This is a genomic window from Streptomyces cyaneofuscatus, from assembly GCF_042718795.1.
In the GTDB taxonomy this organism is placed as follows: domain Bacteria; phylum Actinomycetota; class Actinomycetes; order Streptomycetales; family Streptomycetaceae; genus Streptomyces; species Streptomyces cyaneofuscatus_A.
Genome location: NZ_JBHXOX010000018.1, coordinates 109,736 through 135,155, shown reverse-complemented (window position 1 = coordinate 135,155; position 25,420 = coordinate 109,736). Strand labels below are relative to the sequence as shown.

21 protein-coding genes are annotated in these 25,420 nt (G+C 71.2%); 10 read left to right on the top strand and 11 right to left on the bottom strand.

Translation table 11 applies throughout. The features are described 5' to 3' along the window. Nucleotides 1-10: 10 nt before the first annotated feature. Nucleotides 11-2,758, bottom strand: coding sequence for a penicillin acylase family protein (locus tag ACFWRT_RS21695; RefSeq protein ID WP_380950268.1), 2,748 nt, complete (start codon nucleotides 2,756-2,758; stop codon nucleotides 11-13). 238 nt (nucleotides 2,759-2,996) lie between these two features. On the opposite strand from ACFWRT_RS21695, the gene ACFWRT_RS21690 reads away from it, so the two are divergent. The 6 genes from ACFWRT_RS21690 to mscL all read left to right on the top strand — a co-directional run bounded on the left by ACFWRT_RS21690 (nucleotide 2,997) and on the right by mscL (nucleotide 9,163). Further along, the gene (locus ACFWRT_RS21690; RefSeq protein WP_380950378.1) at nucleotides 2,997-4,649 is read left to right on the top strand and encodes a potassium/proton antiporter; all 1,653 of its coding nucleotides are present in this window, start codon (nucleotides 2,997-2,999) and stop codon (nucleotides 4,647-4,649) included. A gap of 336 nt (nucleotides 4,650-4,985) precedes the next feature. After that, complete coding sequence (locus ACFWRT_RS21685; protein WP_380950269.1) at nucleotides 4,986-6,266, top strand: MFS transporter; 1,281 nt, start codon at nucleotides 4,986-4,988, stop codon at nucleotides 6,264-6,266. Nucleotides 6,267-6,332: 66 nt separating this feature from the next. After that, the gene (locus tag ACFWRT_RS21680) at nucleotides 6,333-6,692 is read left to right on the top strand and encodes an FmdB family zinc ribbon protein (RefSeq protein ID WP_380950270.1); all 360 of its coding nucleotides are present in this window, start codon (nucleotides 6,333-6,335) and stop codon (nucleotides 6,690-6,692) included. A gap of 106 nt (nucleotides 6,693-6,798) precedes the next feature. After that, the gene (locus ACFWRT_RS21675; RefSeq protein WP_380950271.1) at nucleotides 6,799-7,683 is read left to right on the top strand and encodes an S-methyl-5'-thioadenosine phosphorylase; all 885 of its coding nucleotides are present in this window, start codon (nucleotides 6,799-6,801) and stop codon (nucleotides 7,681-7,683) included. A 188-nt stretch (nucleotides 7,684-7,871) separates the two neighbouring features. Continuing rightward, nucleotides 7,872-8,510 (top strand): hypothetical protein, encoded by a 639-nt coding sequence (locus tag ACFWRT_RS21670; protein WP_380950272.1) that lies wholly within the window; start codon nucleotides 7,872-7,874, stop codon nucleotides 8,508-8,510. Nucleotides 8,511-8,623: 113 nt separating this feature from the next. Continuing rightward, complete coding sequence (gene mscL / locus ACFWRT_RS21665) at nucleotides 8,624-9,163, top strand: large conductance mechanosensitive channel protein MscL (RefSeq protein ID WP_380950273.1); 540 nt, start codon at nucleotides 8,624-8,626, stop codon at nucleotides 9,161-9,163. Nucleotides 9,164-9,179: 16 nt separating this feature from the next. Here the strand turns inward: mscL and ACFWRT_RS21660 are convergent, their stop codons facing one another. The 6 genes from ACFWRT_RS21660 to ACFWRT_RS21635 all read right to left on the bottom strand — a co-directional run bounded on the left by ACFWRT_RS21660 (nucleotide 9,180) and on the right by ACFWRT_RS21635 (nucleotide 14,871). Then, on the bottom strand, nucleotides 9,180-9,428 hold the full coding sequence (locus tag ACFWRT_RS21660) for a hypothetical protein (protein ID WP_380950274.1): 249 nt from the start codon (nucleotides 9,426-9,428) through the stop codon (nucleotides 9,180-9,182). 124 nt (nucleotides 9,429-9,552) lie between these two features. After that, nucleotides 9,553-9,948: a hypothetical protein gene (locus tag ACFWRT_RS21655; protein WP_317820289.1), complete on the bottom strand. Its 396-nt coding sequence runs from the start codon at nucleotides 9,946-9,948 to the stop codon at nucleotides 9,553-9,555. Then, complete coding sequence (locus tag ACFWRT_RS21650) at nucleotides 9,945-10,727, bottom strand: QcrA and Rieske domain-containing protein (RefSeq protein ID WP_380950275.1); 783 nt, start codon at nucleotides 10,725-10,727, stop codon at nucleotides 9,945-9,947. The genes ACFWRT_RS21655 and ACFWRT_RS21650 overlap by 4 nt, the downstream gene beginning before the upstream one ends. Continuing rightward, a complete protein-coding gene (locus ACFWRT_RS21645; RefSeq protein WP_015609150.1) occupies nucleotides 10,724-11,326 on the bottom strand; it encodes a 4Fe-4S dicluster domain-containing protein in 603 nt (200 codons plus the stop codon). Before ACFWRT_RS21645 ends, ACFWRT_RS21650 begins: the two co-directional genes overlap by 4 nt. Nucleotides 11,327-11,332: 6 nt before the next feature. After that, entirely contained in the window at nucleotides 11,333-13,660 is a 2,328-nt protein-coding gene (locus ACFWRT_RS21640) for a molybdopterin oxidoreductase family protein (protein WP_380950276.1), read from the bottom strand. Further along, the gene (locus ACFWRT_RS21635) at nucleotides 13,657-14,871 is read right to left on the bottom strand and encodes an MFS transporter (RefSeq protein WP_380950277.1); all 1,215 of its coding nucleotides are present in this window, start codon (nucleotides 14,869-14,871) and stop codon (nucleotides 13,657-13,659) included. Before ACFWRT_RS21635 ends, ACFWRT_RS21640 begins: the two co-directional genes overlap by 4 nt. A gap of 305 nt (nucleotides 14,872-15,176) precedes the next feature. Between ACFWRT_RS21635 and ACFWRT_RS21630 the strand changes: the two genes are divergently transcribed. Together ACFWRT_RS21630 and ACFWRT_RS21625 are read left to right on the top strand one after the other, a co-directional pair. After that, nucleotides 15,177-16,241, top strand: a complete 1,065-nt coding sequence (locus ACFWRT_RS21630) for a P1 family peptidase (RefSeq protein ID WP_380950379.1) — start codon at nucleotides 15,177-15,179, stop codon at nucleotides 16,239-16,241. A 220-nt stretch (nucleotides 16,242-16,461) separates the two neighbouring features. Then, nucleotides 16,462-17,208, top strand: a complete 747-nt coding sequence (locus tag ACFWRT_RS21625; RefSeq protein WP_380950278.1) for a DUF6227 family protein — start codon at nucleotides 16,462-16,464, stop codon at nucleotides 17,206-17,208. 124 nt (nucleotides 17,209-17,332) lie between these two features. Here ACFWRT_RS21625 and ACFWRT_RS21620 read toward each other — a convergent pair whose 3' ends face one another. Continuing rightward, the gene (locus ACFWRT_RS21620; RefSeq protein ID WP_380950279.1) at nucleotides 17,333-18,952 is read right to left on the bottom strand and encodes an MFS transporter; all 1,620 of its coding nucleotides are present in this window, start codon (nucleotides 18,950-18,952) and stop codon (nucleotides 17,333-17,335) included. A gap of 62 nt (nucleotides 18,953-19,014) precedes the next feature. Between ACFWRT_RS21620 and ACFWRT_RS21615 the strand changes: the two genes are divergently transcribed. After that, a complete protein-coding gene (locus ACFWRT_RS21615; protein ID WP_380950280.1) occupies nucleotides 19,015-20,127 on the top strand; it encodes a helix-turn-helix transcriptional regulator in 1,113 nt (370 codons plus the stop codon). A 133-nt stretch (nucleotides 20,128-20,260) separates the two neighbouring features. On the opposite strand, the gene ACFWRT_RS21610 is transcribed toward ACFWRT_RS21615, so the two are convergent. Beyond that, nucleotides 20,261-21,262, bottom strand: coding sequence for a sigma-70 family RNA polymerase sigma factor (locus ACFWRT_RS21610; RefSeq protein WP_380950281.1), 1,002 nt, complete (start codon nucleotides 21,260-21,262; stop codon nucleotides 20,261-20,263). 730 nt (nucleotides 21,263-21,992) lie between these two features. Further along, nucleotides 21,993-22,775: a dioxygenase family protein gene (locus ACFWRT_RS21605; protein ID WP_030568401.1), complete on the bottom strand. Its 783-nt coding sequence runs from the start codon at nucleotides 22,773-22,775 to the stop codon at nucleotides 21,993-21,995. A 226-nt stretch (nucleotides 22,776-23,001) separates the two neighbouring features. Between ACFWRT_RS21605 and ACFWRT_RS21600 the strand changes: the two genes are divergently transcribed. Next, nucleotides 23,002-23,514, top strand: a complete 513-nt coding sequence (locus ACFWRT_RS21600) for a MarR family winged helix-turn-helix transcriptional regulator (protein ID WP_380950282.1) — start codon at nucleotides 23,002-23,004, stop codon at nucleotides 23,512-23,514. Between the two features lie 144 nt (nucleotides 23,515-23,658). Here ACFWRT_RS21600 and ACFWRT_RS21595 read toward each other — a convergent pair whose 3' ends face one another. Beyond that, the gene (locus ACFWRT_RS21595) at nucleotides 23,659-25,245 is read right to left on the bottom strand and encodes an MFS transporter (protein WP_380950283.1); all 1,587 of its coding nucleotides are present in this window, start codon (nucleotides 25,243-25,245) and stop codon (nucleotides 23,659-23,661) included. Between the last annotated feature and the right edge of the window lie 175 nt (nucleotides 25,246-25,420).

Here is a 25,420-nt window from a genome sequence, read left to right as displayed (position 1 = left end):
GCGGCGGCCTCTAAGGCTTGAGCGTCAGCGTGTCGACGGTGGACGCGTCGACCGCGTCCGTACCGAAGGACCAGTCGAGCAGTTCACCGTTGGACCATTTGTCGGTCTGGTCGGTGTAGTGCGCGCCGAACGCGTGCCCGGAGGCGCCGGTGAGGTTGATCCAGCGGGACTTGTCCCAGTCCCCCACGTTGACGACCATCCGCATCGACGGCACCCAGATCACCTCGTAGCCGCTCGCCGCGTTCCAGCCGGTGGCGTTGACCGTCGCCTCGCCGCCGCCGAGGTTCCAGGGGCCGCGGTTGAGCGCCCGCTGGAGCAGATCGGGCCCTTCGGTACCGAGGGTCTGGTTCTTCAGCATCAGCCGGTGCAGCCGGCCCCAGCTCCAGGTGGAGATGTCCTTGCCGAGCTTGGAGGTGAGCTCCCAGCGCGCGTCGTGCATCGCCTGGGCGAAGAGGTCGTCCCGGCCCTCCAGCGCGGCCTCGCGGCCCCTGGCGGGCGCCTTCCACCACTCGTTGTCCTGGTCCTCGACGATGTCGCGGACCACCTGGAACCAGCGGTCCCCGCCGTCCGGCTGCGCGGAGTCGCCGTCACGCTGGCCGCACTCGCGTACGAGCTTCTTCTGCTGGTCGGCCGGGCCGCTGTTCTTGGCCGGCGGCACGTTGATGCAGTCACCCTTGACCCGCAGCTCCTTGGGCAGCTTGTTGCCGAAGGCGAGCTTGAGGATGTTGCGCCAGACGCCGTTGAAGTACGCGGCGGCGGCCGAGTCGGACTCCTGGGTGTAGTCCCAGCCCTCCAGCAGCTTCTGCGCCTCACGCACGCTCGGGTCGGAGATGTTGATCTTCAGCAGCTCGGGCACCAGCAGCGCGGCGATCTCGCTGGTGTTGTCCATCTGCAGCTTCTGCATGTCGTCGGTCGAGACCTTCTCGCCGCCCTTGATCTTGTCGGCGAGGAGGTCGTTGATCCGCTGGCTGCGGGCGCCGTAGCCCCAGTCCTTGGTCAGCAGGTGGGGGTACTTGCTCTCGTCGATCACGGCCTGGTTGGCGGTGACGATGTAGCCGCGCTTCGGGTTGTACTCGTAGGGCAGCTCGTCGAAGGGGATCGACTCCTTCGCCCAGCCGTACGCCGGGTCCCAGCCGGGGCTGGGCAGCGTGCCGTCGCCCTTGAGGCGGACCGGGATCGTGCCCGGCGCCTGGTAGCCGATGTTGCCCTGGGTGTCGGCGTAGATGAGGTTCTGCGAGGGGACCTCGAAGTTCCGGGCGGCCGCCCGGAAGGTGGTGAAGTCCTTGGCCCGGTTGATCGCGAAGACCGCGTCCATGGACTTGCCCGGCTTCAGAGCGGTCCACCTCAGCGCGACCGCGTACCCGTCGGCCCGGTCGGGGGCTGCATTGGGGACGGGCGCCTTCTGGCCGACCTTGTCCAGTTCCTTGCTGCGGTCGGACACCAGGGGCCCGTTGTTCGTCTCACGGACGGTGATCTTCCGGTCCCTGCCGCCCGCGACCTTGATGGTCTCCTCGCGGGTGGTGAACGGCTTCACCGCGTTGTCGTAGAGGTAGCCGTCGCCGGAGACCTTCTCCAGGAAGAGGTCGGTGACGTCCGCGCCGAGGTTGGTGAGGCCCCAGGCGATGTCCTGGTTGTGGCCGATGATCACACCGGGCATGCCGGAGAAGGTGTAGCCCGCCGTGTCGTACTGGCAGGTCTTCGAGAGCTGCCGGCAGTGCAGGCCCATCTGGTACCAGAGGGACGGCAGCATCGGCGCCAGGTGCGGGTCGTTGGCGAGCAGCGCCTTACCGGTGGTCGTGTGGGCGCCGCCGACGACCCAGGAGTTCGATCCGATGCCGTTGCCGTTCGGGCCGAGCAGCGCGGGGATCTCGTCCAGGGTGTCGGAGAGCGCGGAGAGCTGGGTGTTCAGGCCCTCGGTGGCGCCCTGCGCGGTCTGGGAGCCGATGTCGCTCGACGGGGCGGCGTCGAGGTCGTACTTCCCGGTGACCGGGGAGATCGCCCCCCGGTCGACGATCGGCTTGTGGGTGCCGTACGGGTAGTCCGGGTACAGGTCCTTGATCTGGCCGCCGTCGAGCCGGCTGGTCAGCAGCGAGCGGTCGATCTCGTCCTGCATGTTGCCGCGCAGGTCCCAGGCCATGGCCTTGAGCCAGGCGACCGAGTCGACCGGGGTCCACTCACCGGGCTTGTAGTCGTTGGTCAGCCCGAGCGCCGCGTACTCGACGGAGATGTCCCGGCCGTCCTTGCCCTTCAGGTAGGCGTTGACGCCCTCGGCGTACGACTGGAGGTTCTTCTTGGTGTCCTCGTCCAGGACCTTGTCGTACTCCTCCTGCGCGACCTTCCGCCAGCCGAGCGTGCGCAGGAAGGAGTCGGTCTCGACCTGGCCGGAGCCGAACATCTCGGAGAGCCGGCCCGCCGTCAGATGGCGCCGGACGTCCATCTCCCAGAAGCGGTCCTGGGCCTGGACGAAGCCCTGGGCGCGGAAGAGGTCGGCGTCGGAGTCCGCGTAGATCTGCGGGATCCCGTAGGAGTCCCGTTTGACCTCGACGTCACCGGACAGGCCGTCCAGGGTGATCGTTCCGGTGGTCTGCGGGTACGAGGCCCGCACGGTGGAGACGGACCAGTAGGCGCCGAACCCGACACCCGCGACGAGCGCCAGCACCAGGACGAGCAGAAGGAGGCGGACGCGGCGCCCCTTCTTCTTGCCGGGCTTCTTCGCGTCGTCGGAAGGGCCGGAAGAGTCGGTTGTATTGGCGGGCATCGCTGTCCTTCGAGGGGCAGGGTGGTCCTGGGAGTGCAGGAGCAACCATAGGCGCAGCCGGTAAGCCACTCGGACGCGGTATAGGGATGCATCCATTTGCGTGTGCCTCGTAGGAACGCGCGAAGCTTCGATGCGAACGCCGGAAGCCATCAAGGAAACGTTAAAGATTAGGTAAGGTAACGAAGTAACTGGCTGCCGGAGGTCGATCCGGCAGGCGCACGCAGGGAAGGAACGGACCCTGACTGTCCACGCGCTCAACGAACTCCTGCTCGTCTGCTCGCTCGTCCTGCTCGTCGCCGTGGCGGCGGTACGGATCTCCTCGCGCAGCGGGCTCCCCAGCCTGCTCCTGTATCTCGGCATCGGGATCGCCCTGGGGCAGGACGGCATCTTCGACGTCAAGTTCGACAACGCCGAGCTGACCCAGGTGATCGGCTACGCCGCCCTGGTCGTCATCCTGGCCGAGGGCGGACTCGGGGCGAAGTGGAAAGAGGTCCGCCCCGTCCTGCCCGCGGCCGCGGTGGTCTCCACCGTCGGCGTCGGCATCAGCGTGGGCATCACGGCCGCGGCCGCGCACTATCTCGTCGGCCTCGACTGGCGGCAGGCCCTCATCATCGGCGCGGTCGTCTCCTCCACCGATGCCGCGGCCGTCTTCTCCGTGCTGCGCCGTGTGCCGCTGCCGTCCCGGATCACCGGTCTCCTGGAGGCCGAGTCCGGCTTCAACGACGCCCCCGTGGTCATCCTTGTCATCGCGTTCTCCGCCGTCGGCCCGGTCGAGCACTGGTATCTCCTGATCGGCGAGATCGCCCTGGAGCTGGCCATCGGCGCCGCCATCGGCATCACGGTGGGCTGGCTGGGGTCCCTGGGGCTGCGGCACGTCGCCCTGCCCGCCTCCGGCCTCTACCCGATCGCCGTGATGGCCATCGCCGTGACGGCGTACGCGGCGGGCGCCATGGTCCACGGCAGCGGGTTCCTCGCGGTCTACCTGGCGGCCATGATCCTCGGCAACTCCAAGCTGCCGCACTGGCCCGCCACCCGCGGCTTCGCCGACGGGCTGGGCTGGCTGGCCCAGATCGGCATGTTCGTGCTGCTCGGCCTGCTGGTCACCCCGCACGACCTGGTCGACGACTTCTGGCCCGCCGTCGTGGTGGGCCTGGTGCTGACGATGGTGGCCCGGCCACTGTCGGTCTTCCTCAGCCTGGCGCCGTTCCGGCTGCCGGCCCGCGAGAAGGTCCTGATGTCGTGGGCCGGACTGCGCGGGGCCGTACCCATCATCCTGGCGACCATTCCGATGGTCTCCGGGGTGGAGGGCAGCACCAGGATCTTCAACATCGTCTTCGTCCTCGTCATCGTCTACACGCTGATCCAGGGCCCGACGCTGCCCTGGGTCGCGGGCAAGCTGAAGATCGCCGACGACGAGGCCGAGGCGGACGACCTGGGCGTCGAGTCCGCCCCGTTGGAGCGGCTGCGCGGCCACCTGTTGTCGGTCGACATCCCGGAGAAGTCCAAGATGCACGGCGTCGAGGTCGGCGAGCTCCGGCTCCCGGCCGGGGCGGCGGTCACGCTGGTGGTCCGCCAGGAGGAGAGCTTCGTGCCCTCCCCCACCACGGTCCTGCGGCGCGGCGACGAGCTGCTCGTGGTGGCGACCGACCCGGTGCGCGACCAGGCCGAGGCCCGGCTCCGGGCGGTCGGCGAGGGCGGCAAGCTGGCCGGCTGGCTGGGTACGGGCTCCGCGGCCGGAGCATCCCGTACGCCGGGCCGTCCCGCACCTCCCAGGCCCGCGAAAGCCTCGGCGCCGGGCGGAGCCGGCGTCCGCCAGGCCGTGAAACCGGTCAGGCCCGTCAAGAAGCTCGGACCTGCCGACGACGCACCCAGGACGAACGCGCGTCGCTAGCAGAACGCGCGTCGCCGGTAGTACGCACACGCGTCCCCTGTAGGGCGCGGATCACAGGCCCGGCAGGAAACCCTGTGCGCATTCACAGGCGCACAGGGTTTCTGGCCTGTACGATGAAAGGCACACTGATCGACCAACTCTGTCTGATGCAGAGCTGGCGCGACCGTATGGCGGTCGTGGTGCCTCTTCGCCCGGCGTTTCCTCGCCGATGGCAGCGAGTCGCCCGGCATCTACCGCAGTTCCGCGCGAAGAGGACAGCTCTCGGCCGCTTCCGTCCGGCCCGCCCCACAAAGGCGCCGGGAAGCACTGCCACCAGGCGGCAGAAAGGCAAGGACCGTGGCAGACACGGTCACCGACCGCCCCGGATACGGGCAACTGCTCCGCACCCCCGGTGCGTGGACCTTCCTCCTTCCGGGCTTCGCCGCACGGCAGCCCTTCGCGATGCTGACCATCGGCATCGTGCTGCTCGTACAGCACACCACCGGCTCCTACGGAACCGCGGGCGCCGTCGCGGCCATCGCGGGCGTCTCGATGGCGCTGGTGGCCCCGCAGGGCGGCAAACTCGCCGACCGGTTCGGCCAGCGGGCCGTCCTGCTGCCCGGCGTCCTGCTGCACACCGTCTCCGTCGGCGCCCTGACCGCGCTGGCGCTCGCGGACGCACCCCTGTGGGCGCTGTTCGCCGCCGCGGTACCCACCGGGGCCTCGGTCCCGCAGATCGGCCCGATGGTGCGCGCCCGCTGGGCCGCGATGCTGGGGGCCACCCCGGACCGGCCCGCCTCCCCGCTGATGTCCACCGCCGCCGCCTTCGAGTCGGTGACGGACGAGTTCACCTTCGTCCTCGGACCGGTCATCGCGACCGCGCTGTGCACCGGCGTGCACCCGGCGGCCGGCCTGATCACCGAGGCCGCCCTCACCCTCATCGGCGGCCTGCTCTTCGCCGCGCAGCGCGCCACCCAGCCCGCTCCCCGCCCCGCCGCCACCGCGGACCGGCCGCACACCTCGGCCCTTTCCGTCCCCGGCGTCCGGGTGCTCGTCGTCGCCTTCCTGGGCATCGGCGCGGTCTTCGGCGGCATGCAGGTCTCGCTGACGGCGTTCTCCGAGGAGATCGGCCACCCCGGCGTCAACGGTCTGCTGTACGGGATCTTCGCGGCGGGCAACATGCTGGCCGGCATCGTCTGCGGCGCCATCGCCTGGAAGAGCAGCCCGCAGCGCCGCCTCGTCGTCGGCTACGTGGCGCTGACCCTCATGGCGTCCGGACTCTGGGCCGTGCACTCCGTACCGCTGCTGGCCGGGCTCGGCCTGCTGGTCGGCCTCTGCATCGCCCCGGCGCTGATCAGCGGCTACACGCTGGTCGAGTCGCTGGTGCCCGCCACCGCCCGCACCGAGGCCTTCACCTGGCTCACGGGCGCCGTGGCACTGGGCCAGGCGGCCGCCGTGACCGTGGCGGGACAGCTCGCCGACGCCCACGGTGCGAGCACCGGGTTCCTGGTCCCGCTGGCCGGTACCGTACTGGCGCTGGCGACCCTGCTGGCCCTGCGCTCACGGCTGGCCCCGAGGTCCGCGGGCCGGACCGTCGCACGTGGGATCGGTCACCGCGAGCCGGTCATGGTGGACTGATCCCGCGGAATACGTCAGTATGGACCGTCGTTAGCACTCATTGAGTGAGAGTGCCAGGAGGAGCAAGTGCCGACCTATCAGTACCAGTGCACCGAGTGCGGCGAGGGCCTCGAGGCGGTGCAGAAGTTCACCGATGACGCCCTGACCGTGTGCCCGAACTGCGACGGACGCCTGAAGAAGGTGTTCTCTGCGGTCGGCATCGTCTTCAAGGGTTCCGGTTTCTACCGGAACGACAGCCGCGGCTCCTCGTCGAGCAGCACGCCGGCGACGTCGACCTCGAAGTCGTCCGACTCCGGTTCGTCGTCCCCGTCCACGTCGGCGTCGACGGGTTCGGAGGCGAAGTCGAGTGCTTCGTCGTCCTCCGCTTCCTCCTCGTCGTCGGCGCCCGCGCCGGCCTCGTCGTCGAGCGGTTCGTCGGCCGCCTGAGCCGGCGTACGCCCCACACGCTTCACCGGACCCCGCCGATCGACCCGGCGGGGTCCGTGCGTTTCCCGGGCGCGGCTCCGCGCACTCCCCCGGATACGGTGACCGCATGGTGAACGCACATACGGACACGAGCTCCGGCACAGACATCGCGGGTACGGCGCCGGGGGCGGAGATCGGGGTCATCGGCGGCTCGGGCTTCTACTCCTTCCTGGAGGACGTCACCGAGGTCTCCGTGGACACCCCTTACGGGAAGCCCAGCGACTCGGTCTTCCTCGGCGAGATCGGCGGCCGCCGGGTGGCCTTCCTGCCCCGCCACGGCCGCGGCCACCACCTGCCGCCCCACCGCATCAACTACCGGGCCAACCTCTGGGCGCTGCGCTCCGTCGGGGTCCGCCAGGTGCTGGGCCCGTGCGCCGTCGGCGGTCTGCGACCGGAGTTCGGACCGGGCACCCTGCTCGTCCCGGACCAGTTGGTGGACCGCACCAAGGCCCGGGTGCAGACCTATTACGACGGTGAGACCCGGGCCGACGGGACCGTACCCAACGTCGTGCACCTGGGCTTCGCCGACCCGTACTGCCCCGAGGGCCGGAAGGCCGCGCTGACCGCGGCGCGCGGACGCGGCTGGGAGCCGGTGGACGGCGGGACCCTGGTGGTGGTCGAGGGGCCGCGCTTCTCCACCCGCGCGGAATCCCGCTGGCACGCGGCGATGGGCTGGTCGGTGGTCGGGATGACCGGGCATCCGGAAGCCGTGCTCGCCCGGGAACTGGGGCTCTGCTACACCACGATGACCCTGGTGACCGACCTGGACGCGGGTGCCGAGGCGGGTGAGGGCGTCTCCCACGAGGAGGTGCTCCAGGTCTTCGCGGCCAACGTGGACCGGCTCAGGTCGGTGCTGTTCGACGCGGTGGGCGCGCTGCCGGACACCGACGCCCGCAACTGCACCTGCGCGCACGCGCTGGACGGGATCGAGACGGGGGTCGCGCTGCCGTAGGGGCGGGGTCGCGCGCTGCCGTGGCGACGGGTCACTGCCGGGCCGGGGTACCGGATCGGGTGACGGAGTTGTCCACAATCCCGAGGTTGTCCACAGGGCTCAGCGGGATGCGTGCGGACCGTGGATCGTGAGGGGAGTTCGGCCGGGATCTCCGGCCGGGCACCCCTCGTCCGATTGCAGGTGACGCCATGCCCCCGTCCCCTTTTCACGCCCGGCCCCCGGCGCCGCCGCCCGCCCCCTGCGGGGTGGGGCCGTTCGCACCGCTGCGGGTGCGGGGCGGCGGCGCGTACCGGCTGCGGCGGATGCTGCGCGGACAGCGGCGTGCGATCGCCGCGGGGATCGCCCTGGCGGGTGCGGCACTGGCCACGACGAGCCTGGGCAGCACCGCGTCCGGGACCGCCGCGTCCGCCGGCGCCGCCTCGGACAGCGCCGCCGTGTCCGGTACGGCCGTGTCCGATACGGCGGCATCGGATACGGCGGCGGGGTCCGGGCGACCGTCGGCGCGGCTCGTCTCGGCGCCGGTGCGGATCGCGGACGCGGCGACGGTGCGGCTGTTGCGCCCGGGTGACCACGTCGACGTGATCGCGGTCGGCGAGGCGGGGGACGACGCCCGACTGGTGGCACGCGGGGTGCGGGTGGCACGGGTTCCGGAGCGGATCGCCGAAGGTGGCGGCGGCCTCCGGAGCGGCGGTGAGGGGGTGACCGGCTGGGGCGCGGCACCGGAGGGGGCTCTGGTGATGCTGTCCGTGGAGCGGTCCACGGCGACGGCGCTGCTGGGCGCGGGCGCCTCGGGACGGCTGGCGCTGGCGGTGTCCGATGCGAACTGACGCACCCTCAAGTCACTCGTGGGCATTACCGGACTGGACACTGTTGCCTTCTCCCGCCTTAGGTGGCGGAGCAGTTTGCTCCCATCACCGCACATGCGAAAGAAGGCTCACCTGTGAGCGAGAAGAAGGTCAGTCTGCTGGAGGGCTTCAAGGCCTTCCTGATGCGCGGCAATGTGATCGACCTTGCGGTGGCCGTCGTCATCGGGGCCGCGTTCACGAACATCGTGAACGCCGTCGTCAAGGGCGTCATCAATCCCGTGGTCGGTGCGTTCGGCACGCAGGACCTGGACAACTACAGCTCCTGTCTCCAGGGCCCGTGCACCAAGGACCCGGCCACCGGCGAGATGGACGGGATCGAGATCCTGTGGGGCTCGGTGCTCAGCGCCACCCTCAGCTTCCTGATCACCGCGGCGGTCGTGTACTTCCTGATGGTGCTGCCGATGGCCAAGTACCTCGCCCGGCGGGCGGCGATGCAGGCCGCCAAGGAGGGCGTGCAGGAGACGCTGGAGGTGAGCGAGCTGGAGGTGCTCAAGGAGATCCGCGACGCCCTGGTCGCGCAGCGCGGTGGTGGCGCGGCGGGTGCCGGTGGGTCCGGTGCCGGTGGGCCGGGCGAGGGGGGAGGGGCGCTGCCGGGCCGGGACGGGGAGCGGTAGCCCGCCGATCGGCGGTTCAGATGTGGTGGGGCGGCTTCTCGTCGAGGAAGCGCGCGAGGTCGGCGGCGGAGGAGTTGCCGGAGGGCCGCTCGCCCCATCCCCGGTCCGTGTCGTCCGCGGACTGCTGGTCCAGTGGATCGTCGAAGACCAGAACCGGCTTGGGCTTCGGCTTCGGTTCCTGCGACGGCTGTGCCTGCGGCTGCTGGGGCTGTGCCTGCGGCTGCTGCTTCGCATCTCGCGGACCGGGGGCGGGGGCGGCACTCATGGTTCCAGGGTACGGCGGCCGGCGGCGGGGTGCGGGCCGCCGCCGGGCGGGGCGGCTCCCGCGACGGGGTGCGTCCGGCTTCCGGGCCCGGCGGACGTCAGCGGCCCTCAGGGTCTGCCAGCCGTCAGCGGTCCTTCGGGTCCATCAGCCACAGGCCGAGCACCGCGAGGAACGACAGGCAGAGGAAGCCGGCTCCCCACCAGGCCGTGCCGGTGTTGCCCTCCATCCACTCGTCGATCAGCACGGTCAGGCCCCAGAGCTGGCCCACGACCACGGTCATCGCCAGGGCGAGGCGGGCGGTCAGCTTCGAGGAGCGCTCGGGTTCCTGGTCGGTACCCGCGCCGGGGCCGGGCCCGGTGTGGCGGACGCGGGGGTCTCCGTAACCGCTGGTGGGGCGGATCTGCGGATACCGCTCGTGGACGGGCCGGTTCAGCGCGGGGTCGGCGCTGCCCGGGTGGTACGTCGGGTAGTGGCTGCCCGGGGGTGGCAGCGGCTGCTCGGGGTGCGGGGCATCGGTCATGCCCGCCTGCCGGGGGTCTCGGTGGGGCCGGCGGTGGCGGGAGCGCCGGGGCGGCTCGGGGCGGCCGACGCACCGCCGCCTGCGGGGCCGGGCCTCGCGACGCGGGGCGAGGGCCGGGCGCCCGGGGCCCGGGGCGGGGATTCGGCGCCGGAGCCGATGTCGGGGCAGCCGATACGGGCGGCGAGGTCGGGGCGTTCGCCGCCGAGCTGGCGGCAGAGGCCCGCCTCGACGCTCTCGCCGGAGCGGGTGGTCCCGACGGCCCAGATACTGCCGTCGGTCTCCTCGATGACGACGACCTTCGGCAGCCCGCGCGGCGGTGGTCCTGCGGTCACCTCACCGGAGCGGGCGTCGAAGACGCCCTCGTGGCAGGGGCAGTACAGCTCGCCCTCCCGGCCCCGGTCCTTGCGCCAGAGCACGGCGCAGGCGAGGTGGGTGCAGACGGCGGAGTAGCCGACGAGGGTGCCGTCGTCGAGGCGGACGGCGACGGCCCGGTCCTCCTCGCCCGGGTAGCGGAAGGCGATGGACTCGCCGGGTGGCAGCCGCTGGGCGATGCGTTTCGCCTCGGGGGCCTTGCCGTCCTCGTCGTCGCCGTGGCGGTGCAGGATGCCCGCGGCGACGCCGATGCCGCCGACGGCGAGGCCGCCGGAGACGGTGGTGACGATCCGGAGGTAGTCGCGCCGGGTGGTGAGGGAGTCGGCGGCGATCCGGTCCTGGAGCGCCTCGCGCGGGTCCCCTCCGGTCGGGTGGTCGCCGCCCTGCTGCTGTTCGGTGACGCTCATCGGCGGACGTCCTTCCCGTTGATCTCGACGACGGGCAGACCGCCGGGGACCGGCCACTGCACCTTCTCGGCGGGGACGACCATGGCCACGCCGGTGCGGACCTCGGTCTCGCCGAAGACGAAGGTGTCGGCGACCTGGACGCCGGGGCGCTCGGCCTGGAGCTCCTCGACGGTCCCGTAGAAGAGCGCCCCGGTCGGGCAGACGGTGGCGCACATGGGGGCGAGGCCGTAGGCGGTGCGGTCGTAGCAGAGGTTGCACTTCAGCTGGAGCTTCGCCCCGAGGTCGATCTTCGGTACGCCGAAGGGGCAGGCGTTGACGCAGTTGGCACAGCCGATGCAGCGGGTGGTGTCGGCCTGCTGCACCACCCCGTCGGCGGTCACCAGGATCGCGTCGGCGGGACAGACCTCGGCGCAGGGCGCGACCGGGTCCTCGCAGTGCATGCAGACGGTGGGAAGGGAGGCGACGGAGTGACCTTCGTCGGTGTAGTCGAGGTGGATCATCGATTTACCGCGGTGCGAGTCGCATTCACGGCAGGCGGAGACACAGGCCTGGCAGCCGATGCAGCGCCCCGGGTCGATGAAGATCGTGCGGCCCATCATGGGGGCTCAGCTCCTCTCCGAGGTGCCACGGCCCTGCGGGGCCGTGGGAGGCAGCGGGTCGGTACGGGAGACCTGGGTCTCCGGGTAGGCGACGTGGCCGGGGGCGACCGGCGGGGCGGGGACCTCGTCGATCCGGTCGGCGTGCTCGATCCGGCAGGCGCAGACCTTGTACTCGGGGATCTTGGAGCGCGGGTCGAGCGCGTCGATGGTGAGGGCGTTGGCCGCGGTGGGGACGGGCCAGTGGTAGGGGACGAAGACGGTGTCCGGGCGGATCGCCTCGGTGACCAGGGCGGGGAACACCTCGCTGCCGCGCCGGGTCACGATCCGTACGGGCTCGCCGTTGCGGAAGCCATGGGAGGGGTGGATCTCGGCCCAGGGGCGTGGGGTCTGCTCCACGAGGGCGCCGAGCCTGCGGGTCTGGTTGCCGGAGAGGAAGTGGGCCACGGTCCGGCCGGTGGTGAGCGACATGGGGTGCTCGTCGTCGTACGGGTCCATCGGCGGGTGCCACTCGACGACCTGGAGGTGGATCTTGCCGTCGGGGTGATAGGTCGTCCCGCCCTCGAAGAGGCGCGGGGTGCCGGGGTGGTCGGTGGTGGGGCAGGGCCAGGCGATGCCGCCGGTCTCCTCCAGCCGTTCGTAGGTGATGCCGTAGTAGTCGTTGACGGTGCCGGCGGAGGCGGTGCGCAGTTCCTCGAAGACGGACCGGGAGTCGGGGAAGTCGAACTTGTCCCCGGCGCCCAGGCGGCGGGCGAGTTCGCACATCACCCAGGTGTCGGTGCGGACACCTGGGGGCGGGTCCTGGGCCTTGTTGTGCTTGACCACGCGGGCCTCGGCGTTGGCCATCACCCCTTCGTCCTCGGCCCAGGTGGTGACGGGGAAGACGACGTGCGCGTTGGCGGCGGTCTCGGAGAGGAAGAAGTCGAACTGGGCGTGGAACTCGGTGGCGTCGTACCCCTCCTTGACCACCCGGTAGTTGGGCAGGGAGACGAAGGGGTTGTTGCAGATGCCGATCAGCCCGCGGATCTCGCGACGCTGCATCTGCCAGACCATCTCCATCATGGAGGTGCCGGCGGGCGGGAGTTCGGACTCCTCGATGCCCCAGATCTCGCAGATCTGACGGCGGTGCTCGGGGTTGGTGATGGAGCGGCCGCCGGGGAGCAGGTCGGACTTCTGGCCGTGTTCGCGGCCGCCCTGGCCGTTGCCCTGGCCGGTGATGGTGCCGTATCCGGCGCCGGGCTTGCCGATGTGGCCGGTGGCGGCGCAGAGGCTGATCACGGAGAGGCAGTTCTCGACGCCCTGCGAGTGGTGTTCGATGCCCCGGGCGTGCCAGGCCATGGCCTTCGGCGCGCGGGCGAAGGTGCGGGCGACCTGGACGATCTGCTCGGCGGGGACGCCGCAGATGGCGGCGGCGCGGGAGGGCGGGTACTCGGCGGCCTTGGCCTTGACCTCCTCCCAGCCGGTGGCGTGGGCGGCGAGGAAGTTCTCGTCGGTGAGCCCTTCGGCGATGACGACGTTCAGTACGGAGGTGAAGAAGGCCGAGTCGGTGCCGGGTTTGAGGGCAACGTGGATGTCGGCGGTCCGGGCGATGGCGGTCTCGCGCGGGTCGACGACGATGAGGCTGGCCCCGCGGTCCCGGGCTCCCCAGACGTACTGGGTCATCACGGGGAAGCACTCGCCGACGTTGGATCCGGCGATGAGCAGGCAGTCGGTGAGGAGGATGTCGGAGAAGGGGTTGCCGGCCCGGTCGATGCCGAAGGCGAGCTTGTTCGCACCGGCCGCGCTGACCATGCAGAGGCGGCCGTTGTAGTCGACGTGCCGGGACTTGAGGGCGACCCGGGCGAACTTGCCGACCAGATACGTCTTCTCGGAGAACAGGCTGGCGCCGCCGAGCAGCCCGAAGGCGTCGTTGCCGTAGGTCTGCTGGATGCGCTGGACCTCGGCGACGGTGAAGTCGAGCGCCTCCTCCCAGGAGACCTCCCGGAACTCCTCGTCGCGGGAGCGGCGCATCAGCGGGGCGGTGAGCCGGTCGGGGTGGTTGACCTGCTGGTAGGCGTTGATGCCCTTGGGGCAGAGCCGCATCCGGTTGATGTCGTGGTTGCGGGGTTCGACGCCGAAGATCTTGCCGCCCCGGTCCACGCGCAGATACATCCCGCACTGGACACCGCAGAAGCAGCAGTGGGTGGGCACGAGCGTCTCGCCGTTCTGGTCGGCGTGCCACTGGTCGGCCGGGATACCGCCGGCGTCCCGGAAGGCGCGGGTGCCGGGCGGGGCGAGGGAGGGGTCGAGCGGGATGAAGGTGCGGCGGTCGGCGGCGGCTCGCGGTTCCGCGGTCACTGGAAGCCCTTCTTCACATGGGAGAGGTAGGCGCTGCCGCGCAGCACCCGCTTGCAGCGCGGGCAGTACTCGGCCCAGGCGTCGAAGTCGAGGCTGAGGTCGCGCATGGTGCCGCGCAGGTTCTCGACGTACGGGCCGGTGTCGATGGGTTGCCCGCAGCGGCGGCAGGCGAAGACCTGGTCGTCCTGGCGGCCGGTGTACTTGAACAGCTGCATGCCGACGGCGGCCGGGCGCTGGACGATGTGGAAGAACTTGCCGAACGGGATGTAGATGAGGGTGAAGACCACCGAGACCATGTGGAGGATCGCCAGGAACTGGTAGCCGCCGCCGTGCAGGAAGAGCGAGGAGAAGGTGAGCAGCAGCCCGGTCACGGAGATGACGATCAACGCGATCAGCGGGACCAGGTCGTAGGCGAAACGCTGGCCGGTCGAGGCGCCGCGGTCTTTCATCCGGCGCCACAGGAAGTAGGAGGCGCCGGGGATGACGAGGACGGCCGCGATGTCCAGGCCGTGGAACATCAGCCAGCCGAGGACGGAGAGCGAGTCGAAGCCGAGGATCTTGATGCCCCAGATCCGCATCTCGTAGCCGGGTCCCGAGCCGCTGCCGGAGGTGAAGGTGAACCAGCCCCAGGTCAACGGGAAGGTGATCAGCGCGGCGAGGACGCAGCCCCAGAAGATCAGTTGGTGGGCGGCCCAGCGGGCGTGTGACCGGGCGCCGAGGAACTTCTGGAAGCCGAGGTAGGTGGCGATCATCTTCGGCAGGGCGGTGGGCGCCTGACGGAAGTTCTCGTACGAGAAGAGGCTGCGCCAGCCCTGTCTGAAGAGGCGTCGGGCGCCGGGGGCGGAGATCCAGACCGTGTAGCGGTAGGCGACGCCGAAGGCGAGGAAGACCGTGGCGACGGCGTACGGGAGGAGCGCCGAGTCGAAGTTGCGCAGCATACGGCTGCCGAGCACGATCGCGACGATCAACAGGGCGGAGACCACCACTCCGGCCAGGGTCGCCCGGGCGGTGACCGAGTGGGGGCCGGTGGCGGCGGGGGGCGGGGCGGCGGATTCGCCGGGCGCCGCGACCGCGGAACCGGCGGGGACCGCGCCCCCGGGGCTGCTGGGGTTCACGCTCCCGGGGCCGCTGGGGTTCGCGCTTCCGGGGCCGCTGGGGGGATGGGGCTCGGCTGGGGCGGGGGCTGCGGGGTCTTCTGGCGGCTCGGTCACTCGGCCACCGTAGGGCCGTTTACGGCAATTGGACCCGTTTTGGGAGGTAAGGGGGTGAGGGGGTCGCCCGGACAGGCGCAGGGGGCAGGGGCAGGGGACAGGCCCGGCGACCGCCGGTACGTTCGGAGCGTACGTGGACGAGGCCGCGCCCGGCCGTGGGCGCCGGCCGCCGAGCCGAGGAGTGCCCGATGACCGCCGCCGAGGACCCGCGCCCGCCGTCGCCGGAGACACCGCCGTTGACGGAGGCACCGCCGCTGCCGGAGACACCGCCGCCACCGGACGCCCCGTCACCGGAGGGTGCCGCGTTGCCGCAGGACGCGCCGCCGTTGCTGGACGCGCTGACCGATGTGGCCGGCGTGCGGGTGGGGCACGCGCGGGTGGGCGGGGCGGGGGCGTTGAGCGGGACGACCGTGGTCCTGGCGCCGGAGGGCGGGGCGGTGGCCGCCGTGGACGTACGGGGCGGTGGGCCGGGGACCCGGGAGACGGATGCGCTGGACCCGCGCAACCTGGTGCAGCGGGTCGACGCGATCGTCCTCACGGGCGGCAGCGCGTACGGGCTCGACGCCGCGTCCGGGGTGGTGGCCTGGCTGGAGGAGCAGGGCCGGGGCGTCCGGGTCGGCGCGGAGCCCGGACAGGTGGTGCCGGTCGTCCCGGCGGCCGCCCTCTTCGACCTCGGCCGGGGCGGCGACTGGCGGGCCCGCCCCGACGCCTCGACCGGGCGGGCGGCGGTGGAGGCGGCGGCCGCTTCCGAACCGGGGGCGCCGGTCGCCGAGGGGAACGTGGGCGCGGGCACCGGCGCGGTGGCCGGGCAGCTCAAGGGCGGCATCGGCACGGCGAGCGTGCGGCTCGCCTCCGGGGTCACCGTCGCCGCCCTGGTCGCGGTGAACGCGGCTGGTTCGGTGCTCGACCCCCGTACCGGGGTGCTGTTCGGGGAGTACGGGGCCGGGGAGCCGCCCGCGCACCCGGCGCCCGCGACGCATGCGGCGGCGGTACGGCGACTGGCGCACGAACAGGAGGCGGCGGAGGCGGCCGGGGGCGGGGCCCCGCCGTTCAACACCACGATCGCGGTCGTCGCGACGGACGCGGACCTCATCCGGGCCCAGGCGCAGAAGCTGGCGGGCACCGCGCACGACGGCATGGCCCGTGCTGTGCGCCCGGTCCATCTGCTGACCGACGGGGACACGGTGTTCGCACTGGCCACGGGGCGGGTGCGGGTGGAGTCGGAGAACCCCGTCGCGGTCAACGAGATCCTCGCGGCGGGCGCCGACGTACTGGCCCGCGCGATCGTGAAGGCCGTACGCGCGGCCGGGAGCGTCCAGGGGCCGGGCGGCACGTTCCTCGCCCATGCCGATCTGTACGGGGAGGGGTAGGGAGGCGGGGGCGCGCGGCACGGGCGCGGGGGCGCGCGGGCGCCCGACTCGCAACCGAGGCAAGGGAGTTCACCCCCAACCGCCCGAAATGCGCCGGGAACAGACGGGGAACTTATCTCGGACGCCTTACGTTTTTACGAACCCCGGTCACGATGTCAGACCCAGGGACTACGTTAAGCACGCACCAAGTAACACGCGGCGACGGCCTGGAGACAGCACCTTGAGCGATCCGTACGAGACAACCGAGCAGCACCTCGACCGACTCCTGCGACGCGCCCTCAACTCGTTCGACCTTCCCGACAGCACGGTCGACCTGCTCGGTTCGGCGCTGGCGCACAGCAGTTCCCTGCACTCGTCACACCACAGCCCGGTCCTGCACCGGGAGACCTACCGTCACACCTACCTCCTCACCGACGGTTCGGACCTGACCCTCTGGGAGCTGGTGCACAGCGGTGGCCGGGACGAGCAGGAGTCTCGGCGCCATGAGCTCTACGCCGACGAGGGTGACGCCCATATCGCGGCGGCCCGGCTGGCCGGGAGCCTCTCCGACACCCCGGCCTTCGGTGACGAGGCGAGCCGCGGGGACATGGAGATCCTGACGGTCCTGATGTCCGCTCCCCCGGCCCCGGCGCCCCGGACGTACGCGCCCGACAATTCGGCCGACCACGCCCGCCGGGTCCTGCGCCGCGCGGAGAACGGCGACCGCCCGGACGAGGCGAAGGCGCGGCTGCTCCGGTCCGCCTTCGCCCACCACATCACCCAGATCTTCGGGCGCCAGTGCCAGGTGGACGGACAGGAGGCCGGGTTCACGCTCTACGAGCACGCGTTCCTGCTGCTGGACGGCAGCGAGACGAGCCTGTGGGAGGTCGAGCACACGGCCACCCCGGACGGCCGCCACATGTGCGAGGTGTACGAGGACGAGCACACGGCCCGGGCGGCGATGGAGAGCCGTACGAGGATCTGCTGAGCCTGACGGGCCGCCCACCGGGGTGGCCCGCCCCGGCCGACGGGCGGCCCGCGCGCCGGCGTGCCCGCCCCGGCAGCCCTTGGCCGGCCAGGTCGGCCCGGCCCGAGCCACTCGACGCGCCCTCTCAGCCCCTCAGCGCCGGCTCCTTGGCGAGCGGGCCGTCACCGGCCGCTTCGCCCTCCGCGTGCGCCTTCGGCCGGGCCGGCAGCGCGAACATCAGCAGGAAGATCACCGCGAGCACTCCGGCCACCCACCACAGCGACTGCTGGAAGGCGTTCACGAAGGCCGGACCGAGCTCCTGCGGAGCCAGCCGGTCGCCGATCGCGCCGAAGAAGACCACCGACACCAGGCCGAGGCCGAGCGCGGTGCCCATCTGCTGCACGGTGTTGATCAGCCCGGACGCCGAGCCCGCGTGCTCCTTGGGGACCTCGGAGAGGATCGCGTCGGTCAGCGGCGCCACGATCAGGCCCATCCCGACGCCCATGACGACCAGCGGCACCGCCATCTGCCAGGAGGTGATGGCCATGCCGTAGTGCTCGGCCTCCCAGAGGTACGTCAGCAGCCCGGCGACCATCAGGAGCGCGCCCGCCTGGAGGACCTTGCGGCCGAAGCGGGGCACCAGCTTCTGAACGGAGATCCCGGCGGCCACCGAGACGGCGACGGAGAACGGGATGCCCGTCGTACCCGCCCGCAGGACGCTCCAGCCCAGGCCCATCTGCATGTACAGGGTCCAGACCAGGAAGAAGATGCCCTGGCCGATGCCGAAGGTGAGCTGCACCGCGATGCCCGCCGCGAAGCTCTTGACCCGGAACAGGGACAGCTCGATCAGCGGTGAGCCGTCGATGACGGCCTTCTGCCGCTGGTGCCGGACGAGGAGCCCGAAGACGAACAGGCTGCCCACCATCGAGAGGTGGCCCCAGAGCGGCCAGTCCAGCTCGTGCCCGCGGGTGAGCGGGTAGATGAGCATCAGCATGGCGAGCGTGACCAGGCCGACGCCCACCAGGTCCAGCCGCATGGCCCTGGGTGCCTTGGACTCGGTGATGAACTTGGCGCCGAGGAGCAGGCCCGCGATGCCGACGGGCAGGTTGATCAGGAAGATCGGCCGCCATCCGAGGCCGAAGAGGTCCCACTCCGTGAGCAGCGCGCCCAGCAGCGGGCCGGAGACCGCACCGAGGCCGACGACCGCGCCGAAGAGGCCGAAGACCTTGCCGCGTTCGTGCGCCGGGAAGGTGGCGTGCACGATCGAGAGCACCTGGGGCACCATCAGGGCCGCCGTCGCGCCCTGGAGGATGCGGGCGGCGACGAGTATGTCGGCGTTGGGGGCCAGGCCGCAGAGGGCCGAGGCCACGGTGAACCCGGCGATGCCGACGAGGAAGAGCCGCTTGCGCCCGTAGATGTCGCCGAGCCGGCCACCCGTGATCAGTCCGGCCGCGAACGCGAGCGCGTACCCGGCGGTGATCCACTGGATCGCGGAGACGGACGCCTCCATGTCCTGGCTGATGCTCGGGATGGCGATGTTGACGATCGTGACGTCGACCAGGTCCATGAAGGCCGCGGTCATCACGATGGCGAGGGCGAACCAGCGGCGCCGGTCGGCGGGGCCGGGCAGGGGTGGTGCGGTGCTCGGTGCCGTCCTTGGTGCTGTGCTTGATGCGGTGTTCGGTGCTGTGCTCGATGCGGTGTTCGGTGCCGTGCTCGGTGCGGTGTTCGCTGCCGGGTCCGGCAGCGCTGCGGAAGAAGACATGAGGAGAAGCTATGCGGTCATTAGGACTGATCGTGACCTGATGGCCGCGCATCCTGGATCCCATGACCGACACCCCGGCACGCCTGCTGAAACTGCTGTCGCTCCTCCAGACCCCGCGCGAGTGGCCCGGCGGGGAGCTGGCCGAACGGCTCGACGTCAGCCCGCGCACGGTCCGCCGCGACATCGACCGGCTGCGTGAACTGGGTTACCCCGTCGAGGCATCGCGCGGTTCGCTGGGCGGCTACCGCCTGGTCGCGGGCGCCGCCATGCCGCCCCTCGTGCTCGACGACGAGGAGGCGGTCGCCATCGCGGTAGGGCTGCGCGCGGGCGCCGGGCACGCCATCGAGGGCGTCGACGAGGCCTCCGTACGGGCGCTGGCGAAGCTGGAACAGGTGCTGCCGTCACGGCTGCGGCACCGGGTCTCGGCGCTGCAGAACGCCACCGTGCCGCTGACCCGGGGCGACGGGGCCACCATCGACCCGCAGACCCTGACGACGCTGGCCTCGGCGGCCACCGGGCAGGAGGCGCTGAGGTTCTCGTACCGCAGCGGCGACGGTACGGAGACGAAGCGCCAGGTCGAGCCGTGCCGGCTGGTGAGCACGGGGCGGCGGTGGTATCTGGTGGCGTACGACCTGCTGCGGGCGGACTGGCGGACGTTCCGGGTGGACCGGGTCTCCGAGCCGTTCGCGACGGGCGCCCGGTTCACGCCCCGGCCGCTCCCCGTGGAGGGCGGCGAAGGTGGGGCGGAGGACGCGGCGCGGTACTTCGCGCGGTCGATGGCGGGCCGGCAGCCGGAGTTGCTGCTCGATGTGCGGTTCGCGGCGCCGGCGGAGTTCGTGGCGGCCCGGCTGCCACCGACGCTCGGAGTACCGGAGCCTTGGCCTGGGCCGGACGGGCCGGATGGGGAGGAGAGCGAGGAGGGGAAGGCCGGCTGCCGGCTGCGGTCCTCGTCCACGGACTCGTTGGAGTGGGTGGCGCTGCGGCTGGCGCTCGTGGACTGCGAGTTCACGGTGCAGGGGCCGCCACAGTTGGTGGCGTATCTGGAGGGCCTCGGCGCCCGGCTGACCCGGGCGGCCTCACCCGGGAACGGACCCGGACCCCACGCTGTCCCACCCGGAAACGGACCCCGAAGCGGACCCGGACGTGGACCCGGACATGGACCCGGACATGGATGAGCCCCGGCGCCGGGGGGGGTGGGCGCCGGGACTCAGTTCCGGGGACCGGTCGGGAAAACCGGTCGGTGACCGGCATGATCCGGTCGGTCAGCCGCTGCGAACCGGCTTGATGGGGAGGTTACGGGTTATTGGCTCACGCCGCAGCGTCAAAGCCCGTGTCGTGAGCCATTCGCTTCAATTCGAGTAGTGCGTGCTTCTCTATCTGGCGGATGCGCTCCCGTGTCAGGCCGTGCTGCTTGCCCACTTCGGTCAGCGTCCGCTCGCGCCCGTCCTCGATGCCGTACCTCATCTTGATGATGGAGGCGGTCCTGTTGTCGAGCTTGCCGATCAGGTCCTCCAGCTCCTCGCTGCGCAGGAGGGTCATCACCGACTGCTCGGGCGAGACGGCGGAGGTGTCTTCCAGCAGGTCGCCGAACTGGGTGTCGCCGTTGTCGTCGACCGACATGTTGAGGCTGACCGGGTCGCGGGCCCAGTCCAGGACGTTGCCCACGCGCTCGGCGTTGGAGTCGAGCTCGGCGGCGATCTCCGCGTGCTCGGGGTCGCGCCCGTTCTCCCGGTTGAACTCGCGCTGGACCCGGCGGATCCGGCCGAGCTCCTCCACCAGGTGGACGGGGAGCCGGATCGTGCGGGACTGGTCGGCTATGGACCGGGTGATGGCCTGCCGGATCCACCACGTCGCGTACGTGGAGAACTTGAAGCCCTTGGCGTAGTCGAACTTCTCGACCGCGCGCACCAGGCCCGCGTTGCCCTCCTGGATCAGGTCGAGCAGGGGCAGCCCCGCGCGCGGGTAGCGGCGGGCTACGGCAACGACGAGGCGGAGGTTGGAACGGATGAATATGTCCTTGGCGCGCTCGCCCTCGGCGACCAGCGCCTCAAGCTCCTCACGCTTCGCGCCACCGGCCTCGCTCTGCACCTCTCCGTCGAGGATCTGCTGGGCGTAGACGCCCGCCTCGATGGACTGGGAGAGGTCGACTTCCTTGGCGGCGTCGAGCAGCGGTGTACGAGCGATCTCGTCCAGGTACATGCCGACCAGGTCGCGATCGGCGACTTCCCCGCCCACGGCGCGAACACTGCTTGCCCGGTCGGTCCCACCGGAGGCGGCGGACGAACGACGGGCGACGGCACGGGTTGCCATGCGTGCTCCCTTGCTGAGTAGGTCGCGACACCTTTTCGGGTGCCCTGCATCCGATGGAAACAACGACTGGAATCCGGACAGAATTCCCATGCCGCCCATTCATTTTCGCGATCATCCAGTACCCTGTCCGGCCCCGACCAACGGAAACCCGGCTTGGATACCTACGTAAGCGCAGGTCAGGCAACGCGCCGAGGGGTACCGGCACCCCCTGGCGAGGAGCCCGCGCCTCCGTTTCGGTGAGGCCGCGCTCACAGGAGGCCACACCCTCGGGCCAGGCCGCCCGGACCTTCCGACGCGCCCCGGACGCCCTCGATGCTCCGGACGCCCCGAACACTCCAGACGCCCCGGCCGTCCCCGCCCTCGCGTCTACCCCGGAAGACGACCCGTATCGCCTCGGGGTTGCTCGCGCACGATGCGCGGTGTCCGCATGCCCCTAGGTCCGCAGGAGGAGGCCTCGGCCGTGGCCGACCCGGGACCTCGCCCGATCCGCCGCACCGCCCCCCGTCCCCTGCCCCCTGCCCCCCCCCTGCCCCCTGTCCCTGCCCCTGCCCCTGCCCCTGCCCCTGCCCCTGCCGTGAGGCTATGGGCGGGCACGTAGCGCACCCCTGCGGACACCTCCGGCACGCTCGACGAGGCCCTGGAACGCGTCCACCTCTCGGGGCCAAAGACGGCGCGCGCCGCGATCGAGCTGAACACGCCGGCCTGGTGACACGCACATGGCCGGACACCCTCAGCCGAACTGCACCGAGCGCTTGGCCAGCCCCATCCAGAAGCCGTCGATGACGCTCCGCCCCCGGTCCAGCTCCTCCTCGGCGGCGCCCAGCGTCACGAAGAGCGGGGCGAAGTGCTCGGTGCGCGGGTGGGCCAGCTTTCCGGCGGGGGACGTGTGCTCGAAGTCGAGCAGGGCGTCGACGTCCTGGGCCCGCAGCGCGCGGTCGCCCCAGTCGTCGAACTCCGCCGACCAGCCCGGCACCCCGCCGCCCGTGTGCCGCAGCGCGGCCAGGTTGTGCGTGAAGAAGCCGCTGCCGACGATCAGCACGCCCTCGTCGCGCAGCGGGGCCAGCTTGCGCCCGATGGCCATCAGCTTCTGCGGGTCGAGCGTCGGCATGGAGATCTGGAGTACGGGGATGTCGGCGTCCGGGAACATCTCGACCAGCGGCACGTAGGCCCCGTGGTCGAGCCCCCGGTCCGGGATGTCCTGGACCGGCGTACCGGCGCCGCGCAGCAGCTTGCGGACGCTGTCGGCGAGCTGCGGGGCTCCGGGGGCGCCGTACCGCACCCGGTAGTAGTGCTCGGGGAATCCCCAGAAGTCGTAGACCAGCGGGACCGGCTCGACGGCACCCAGCGCGAGCGGGGCCTCCTCCCAGTGGGCGGAGACCATCAGGATCGCGCGGGGGCGCGGCAGCGTTGCGGACCAGGCGGCGAGCTGGCCGGGCCAGACCGGATCGTCGGCGAGCGGCGGGGCGCCGTGCGAGAGATAGAGAGCGGGCATGCGCTCCGCGGTGACCGTCATGACACTCCACTCCCTGTCCACGGGAAACTGGACATCGATCATGAATCCCTGATCCCGGGGGATGGTTCTACAGGGGTCCTGCGAAACAGGGAATCCTGCGGAAACAGGAGTTCAGGAGTCCTGCGGAATCCCACCGGTCAAAGTTATTGAACCTTCAAGTTCCTACCTCCAGAGACCTTAGCCCTATCTAGTTAAACTTTCAAGAAAAGGTCGTACAGTGGAGCACATGACCACGGCATCCACGGCATCCACCGGCGCGACCCGCTGGCTCACCGACGATGAGCAGCGCGTCTGGCGCGCCTATCTGCATGCCACCACGCTGCTGGAGGATCACCTCGACCGCCAGTTGCAGCGGGACGCGGGCATGCCCCACATCTATTACGGGCTGCTCGTCCAGCTCTCCCAGGCGCCCCGGCGCCGGATGCGGATGACCGAGCTCGCCAGGAACGTGAAGATCACCCGTTCCCGGCTCTCGCACGCCATCGCCCGGCTGGAGAAGAACGGCTGGGTGCGGCGCGAGGAATGCCCCTCCGACAAGCGCGGCCAGAACGCGGTGCTCACCGACGAGGGCTACGCGATGCTCGGCCGTTCGGCACCCGGCCATGTCGATGCCGTACGGCAGGCGCTGTTCGACCGGCTCACGCCCGAGCAGGTGCACAGCCTCGGCGACATCATGCGCGTCCTCGCCGCCGGGCTCGAACCGGAGGGTACCGACGCGGACCTGCCCTGGCTCCGCTGAGCGGCGGAACCAGGGCAGATCTCGGACCAGGGCAGATCTCGGGCCAGGGGAGATCTCGGACCAGGGCAGACCTCGGGGCCAGGGCAGATCTCCGGCCAAGGCAGGTCTCCGACCGAGGAAGACCTCGGATCGGGGACGACGGCGTCAGTGGGCGACGACCGGAATCCGGAACTCGTCCTCGGCGCTCCCGGCGCCCTCGGCGTTCCCGTCGGACGCGCCACCCGTACCGCCGGCCGCACCCGTTCCCGGGCGGCCGGTGTTGATGAGGACGACCGCGATCGCGGAGGCGAGGACCAGGATCCCGACCGCCCACCAGATCGCGCTGGCGAAGCCGCTGACCATGGCCTGGAGCTCCAGGAGCTTCGGGTCCGTGGCGCGGGCCGCGTTGTCGGCGATGTAGGCGGTGGTGGCACCGGCCGCGATGGTGTTCAGCAGGGCGGTGCCGATGGCGCCGCCGACCTGCTGCGAGGTGTTGACCATCGCGGAGGCGACCCCCGCGTCACGCGGCTCGATGCCGTGCGTGGCCAGGGACATGGCCGGCATGAACGCCGTACCCATACCGAGGCCGAGCAGCAGCATGCCGGGCAGGATGACGGCCGCGTAGCTGGTGTTCAGGTCGAGCTGCGTGAGGAGCAGCATGCCGACCGCGGCGACCAGGAAGCCGGGACCCATGAGCAGCCGCGGCGGGACCCGGGTCATCAGCCGGGTACCGATCTGGGTGGAGCCGGTGATCATGCCCGCGATCATCGGGAGGAAGGCGAAGCCGGTCTTGACCGGGGAGTAGCCCTTCACGATCTGCAGGTAGTAGGTCAGGAAGAGGAACAGCCCGAACATCGCGATGATGGCGAGCCCCAGCGAGAGGTAGACCCCACCGCGGTTGCGCTCGGTCAGCACGCGCAGCGGCAGCAGCGGCGACTTCACGCGCGACTCGGTCACGACGAAGGCCAGCAGCAGCGCGGCGGCCGCGATGAACATGGTGATCGTCAGACCGTCCGACCAGCCGGCCGACTCGGCGCGGGTGAAGCCGTAGACCAGGGCGACCAGGCCGAGCGTGGAGAGCACGACACCGGGGATGTCCAGCGGCGAGCGGTTGCGCGAACCGGAGGGCTCGCGGATGACGAAGTACGCGCCCGCGGCGGCGACGACGGCGAACGGGATGTTGACGAAGAACGTCCAGCGCCAGTTCAGGTACTCGGTGAGGAAGCCACCGAGGATCAGCCCGACCGCGCCACCGCCACCGGCGATGGCCCCGTAGATACCGAAGGCCTTGGCGCGCTCCTTGGCGTCGGTGAACATCACGGCGAGCAGGGAGAGGGCCGCCGGGGCGAGCAGGGCGCCGAAGACACCTTGCAGGGCCCGGGAGCCGAACATCATCGCCTCGTTCTGGGCGGCTCCGCCGAGCGCGGAAGCCAGGGCGAAACCGATCAGCCCGACGACGAAGGTGCGCTTGCGCCCCCAGAGGTCGGCTATCCGGCCGCCGAAGAGGAGCAGACCACCGAAGGCGAGCGCGTAGGCGGTGATGACCCACTGCTTGTTGCCCTCGGAGATGCCGAGGTCGGTCTGGGCGGAGGGCAGGGCGATGTTCACGATGGTCGCGTCGAGCACGACCATCAGCTGGGCGAGCGCGATGAAGGCCAGTGCCTTCCAGCGGCTGGGATCGGGAAGCCCGGTGCCGGCGATTCTCGACAGCGGGGTGTCAGCGGTCTTTGCGGTCTTTGCGGTTTTTGCCATGGGAGTAGCCACCTAGGGGCATGTGAGGGCGCCGAGGACGTCGCGAGGTCAGTCGCCGGTACGTGCTGGCGTACGCGTGATGGAGTTCGTAAGTGCGTGAACGTAAAAGGACGTTGATTTACGGGACAGGGGCAGGAGCAAGGGCAGGGGCAGGGGCAGCGGCAACGGCCGGAGC

What these genes read in the sequence shown, in the direction of transcription:
- ACFWRT_RS21620 (WP_380950279.1), bottom strand. Translation starts at nt 18,952, where the DNA reads ATGTCTTCTTCCGCAGCGCTGCCGGACCCGGCAGCGAACACCGCACCG.
- ACFWRT_RS21615 (WP_380950280.1), top strand. Translation starts at nt 19,015, where the DNA reads ATGACCGACACCCCGGCACGCCTGCTGAAACTGCTGTCGCTCCTCCAG.
- ACFWRT_RS21695 (WP_380950268.1), bottom strand. Translation starts at nt 2,758, where the DNA reads ATGCCCGCCAATACAACCGACTCTTCCGGCCCTTCCGACGACGCGAAG.
- ACFWRT_RS21675 (WP_380950271.1), top strand. Translation starts at nt 6,799, where the DNA reads ATGGTGAACGCACATACGGACACGAGCTCCGGCACAGACATCGCGGGT.
- ACFWRT_RS21670 (WP_380950272.1), top strand. Translation starts at nt 7,872, where the DNA reads ATGCCCCCGTCCCCTTTTCACGCCCGGCCCCCGGCGCCGCCGCCCGCC.
- ACFWRT_RS21610 (WP_380950281.1), bottom strand. Translation starts at nt 21,262, where the DNA reads ATGGCAACCCGTGCCGTCGCCCGTCGTTCGTCCGCCGCCTCCGGTGGG.
- ACFWRT_RS21605 (WP_030568401.1), bottom strand. Translation starts at nt 22,775, where the DNA reads ATGACGGTCACCGCGGAGCGCATGCCCGCTCTCTATCTCTCGCACGGC.
- ACFWRT_RS21660 (WP_380950274.1), bottom strand. Translation starts at nt 9,428, where the DNA reads ATGAGTGCCGCCCCCGCCCCCGGTCCGCGAGATGCGAAGCAGCAGCCG.
- ACFWRT_RS21655 (WP_317820289.1), bottom strand. Translation starts at nt 9,948, where the DNA reads ATGACCGATGCCCCGCACCCCGAGCAGCCGCTGCCACCCCCGGGCAGC.
- ACFWRT_RS21645 (WP_015609150.1), bottom strand. Translation starts at nt 11,326, where the DNA reads ATGATGGGCCGCACGATCTTCATCGACCCGGGGCGCTGCATCGGCTGC.
- ACFWRT_RS21650 (WP_380950275.1), bottom strand. Translation starts at nt 10,727, where the DNA reads ATGAGCGTCACCGAACAGCAGCAGGGCGGCGACCACCCGACCGGAGGG.
- ACFWRT_RS21595 (WP_380950283.1), bottom strand. Translation starts at nt 25,245, where the DNA reads ATGGCAAAAACCGCAAAGACCGCAAAGACCGCTGACACCCCGCTGTCG.
- ACFWRT_RS21600 (WP_380950282.1), top strand. Translation starts at nt 23,002, where the DNA reads ATGACCACGGCATCCACGGCATCCACCGGCGCGACCCGCTGGCTCACC.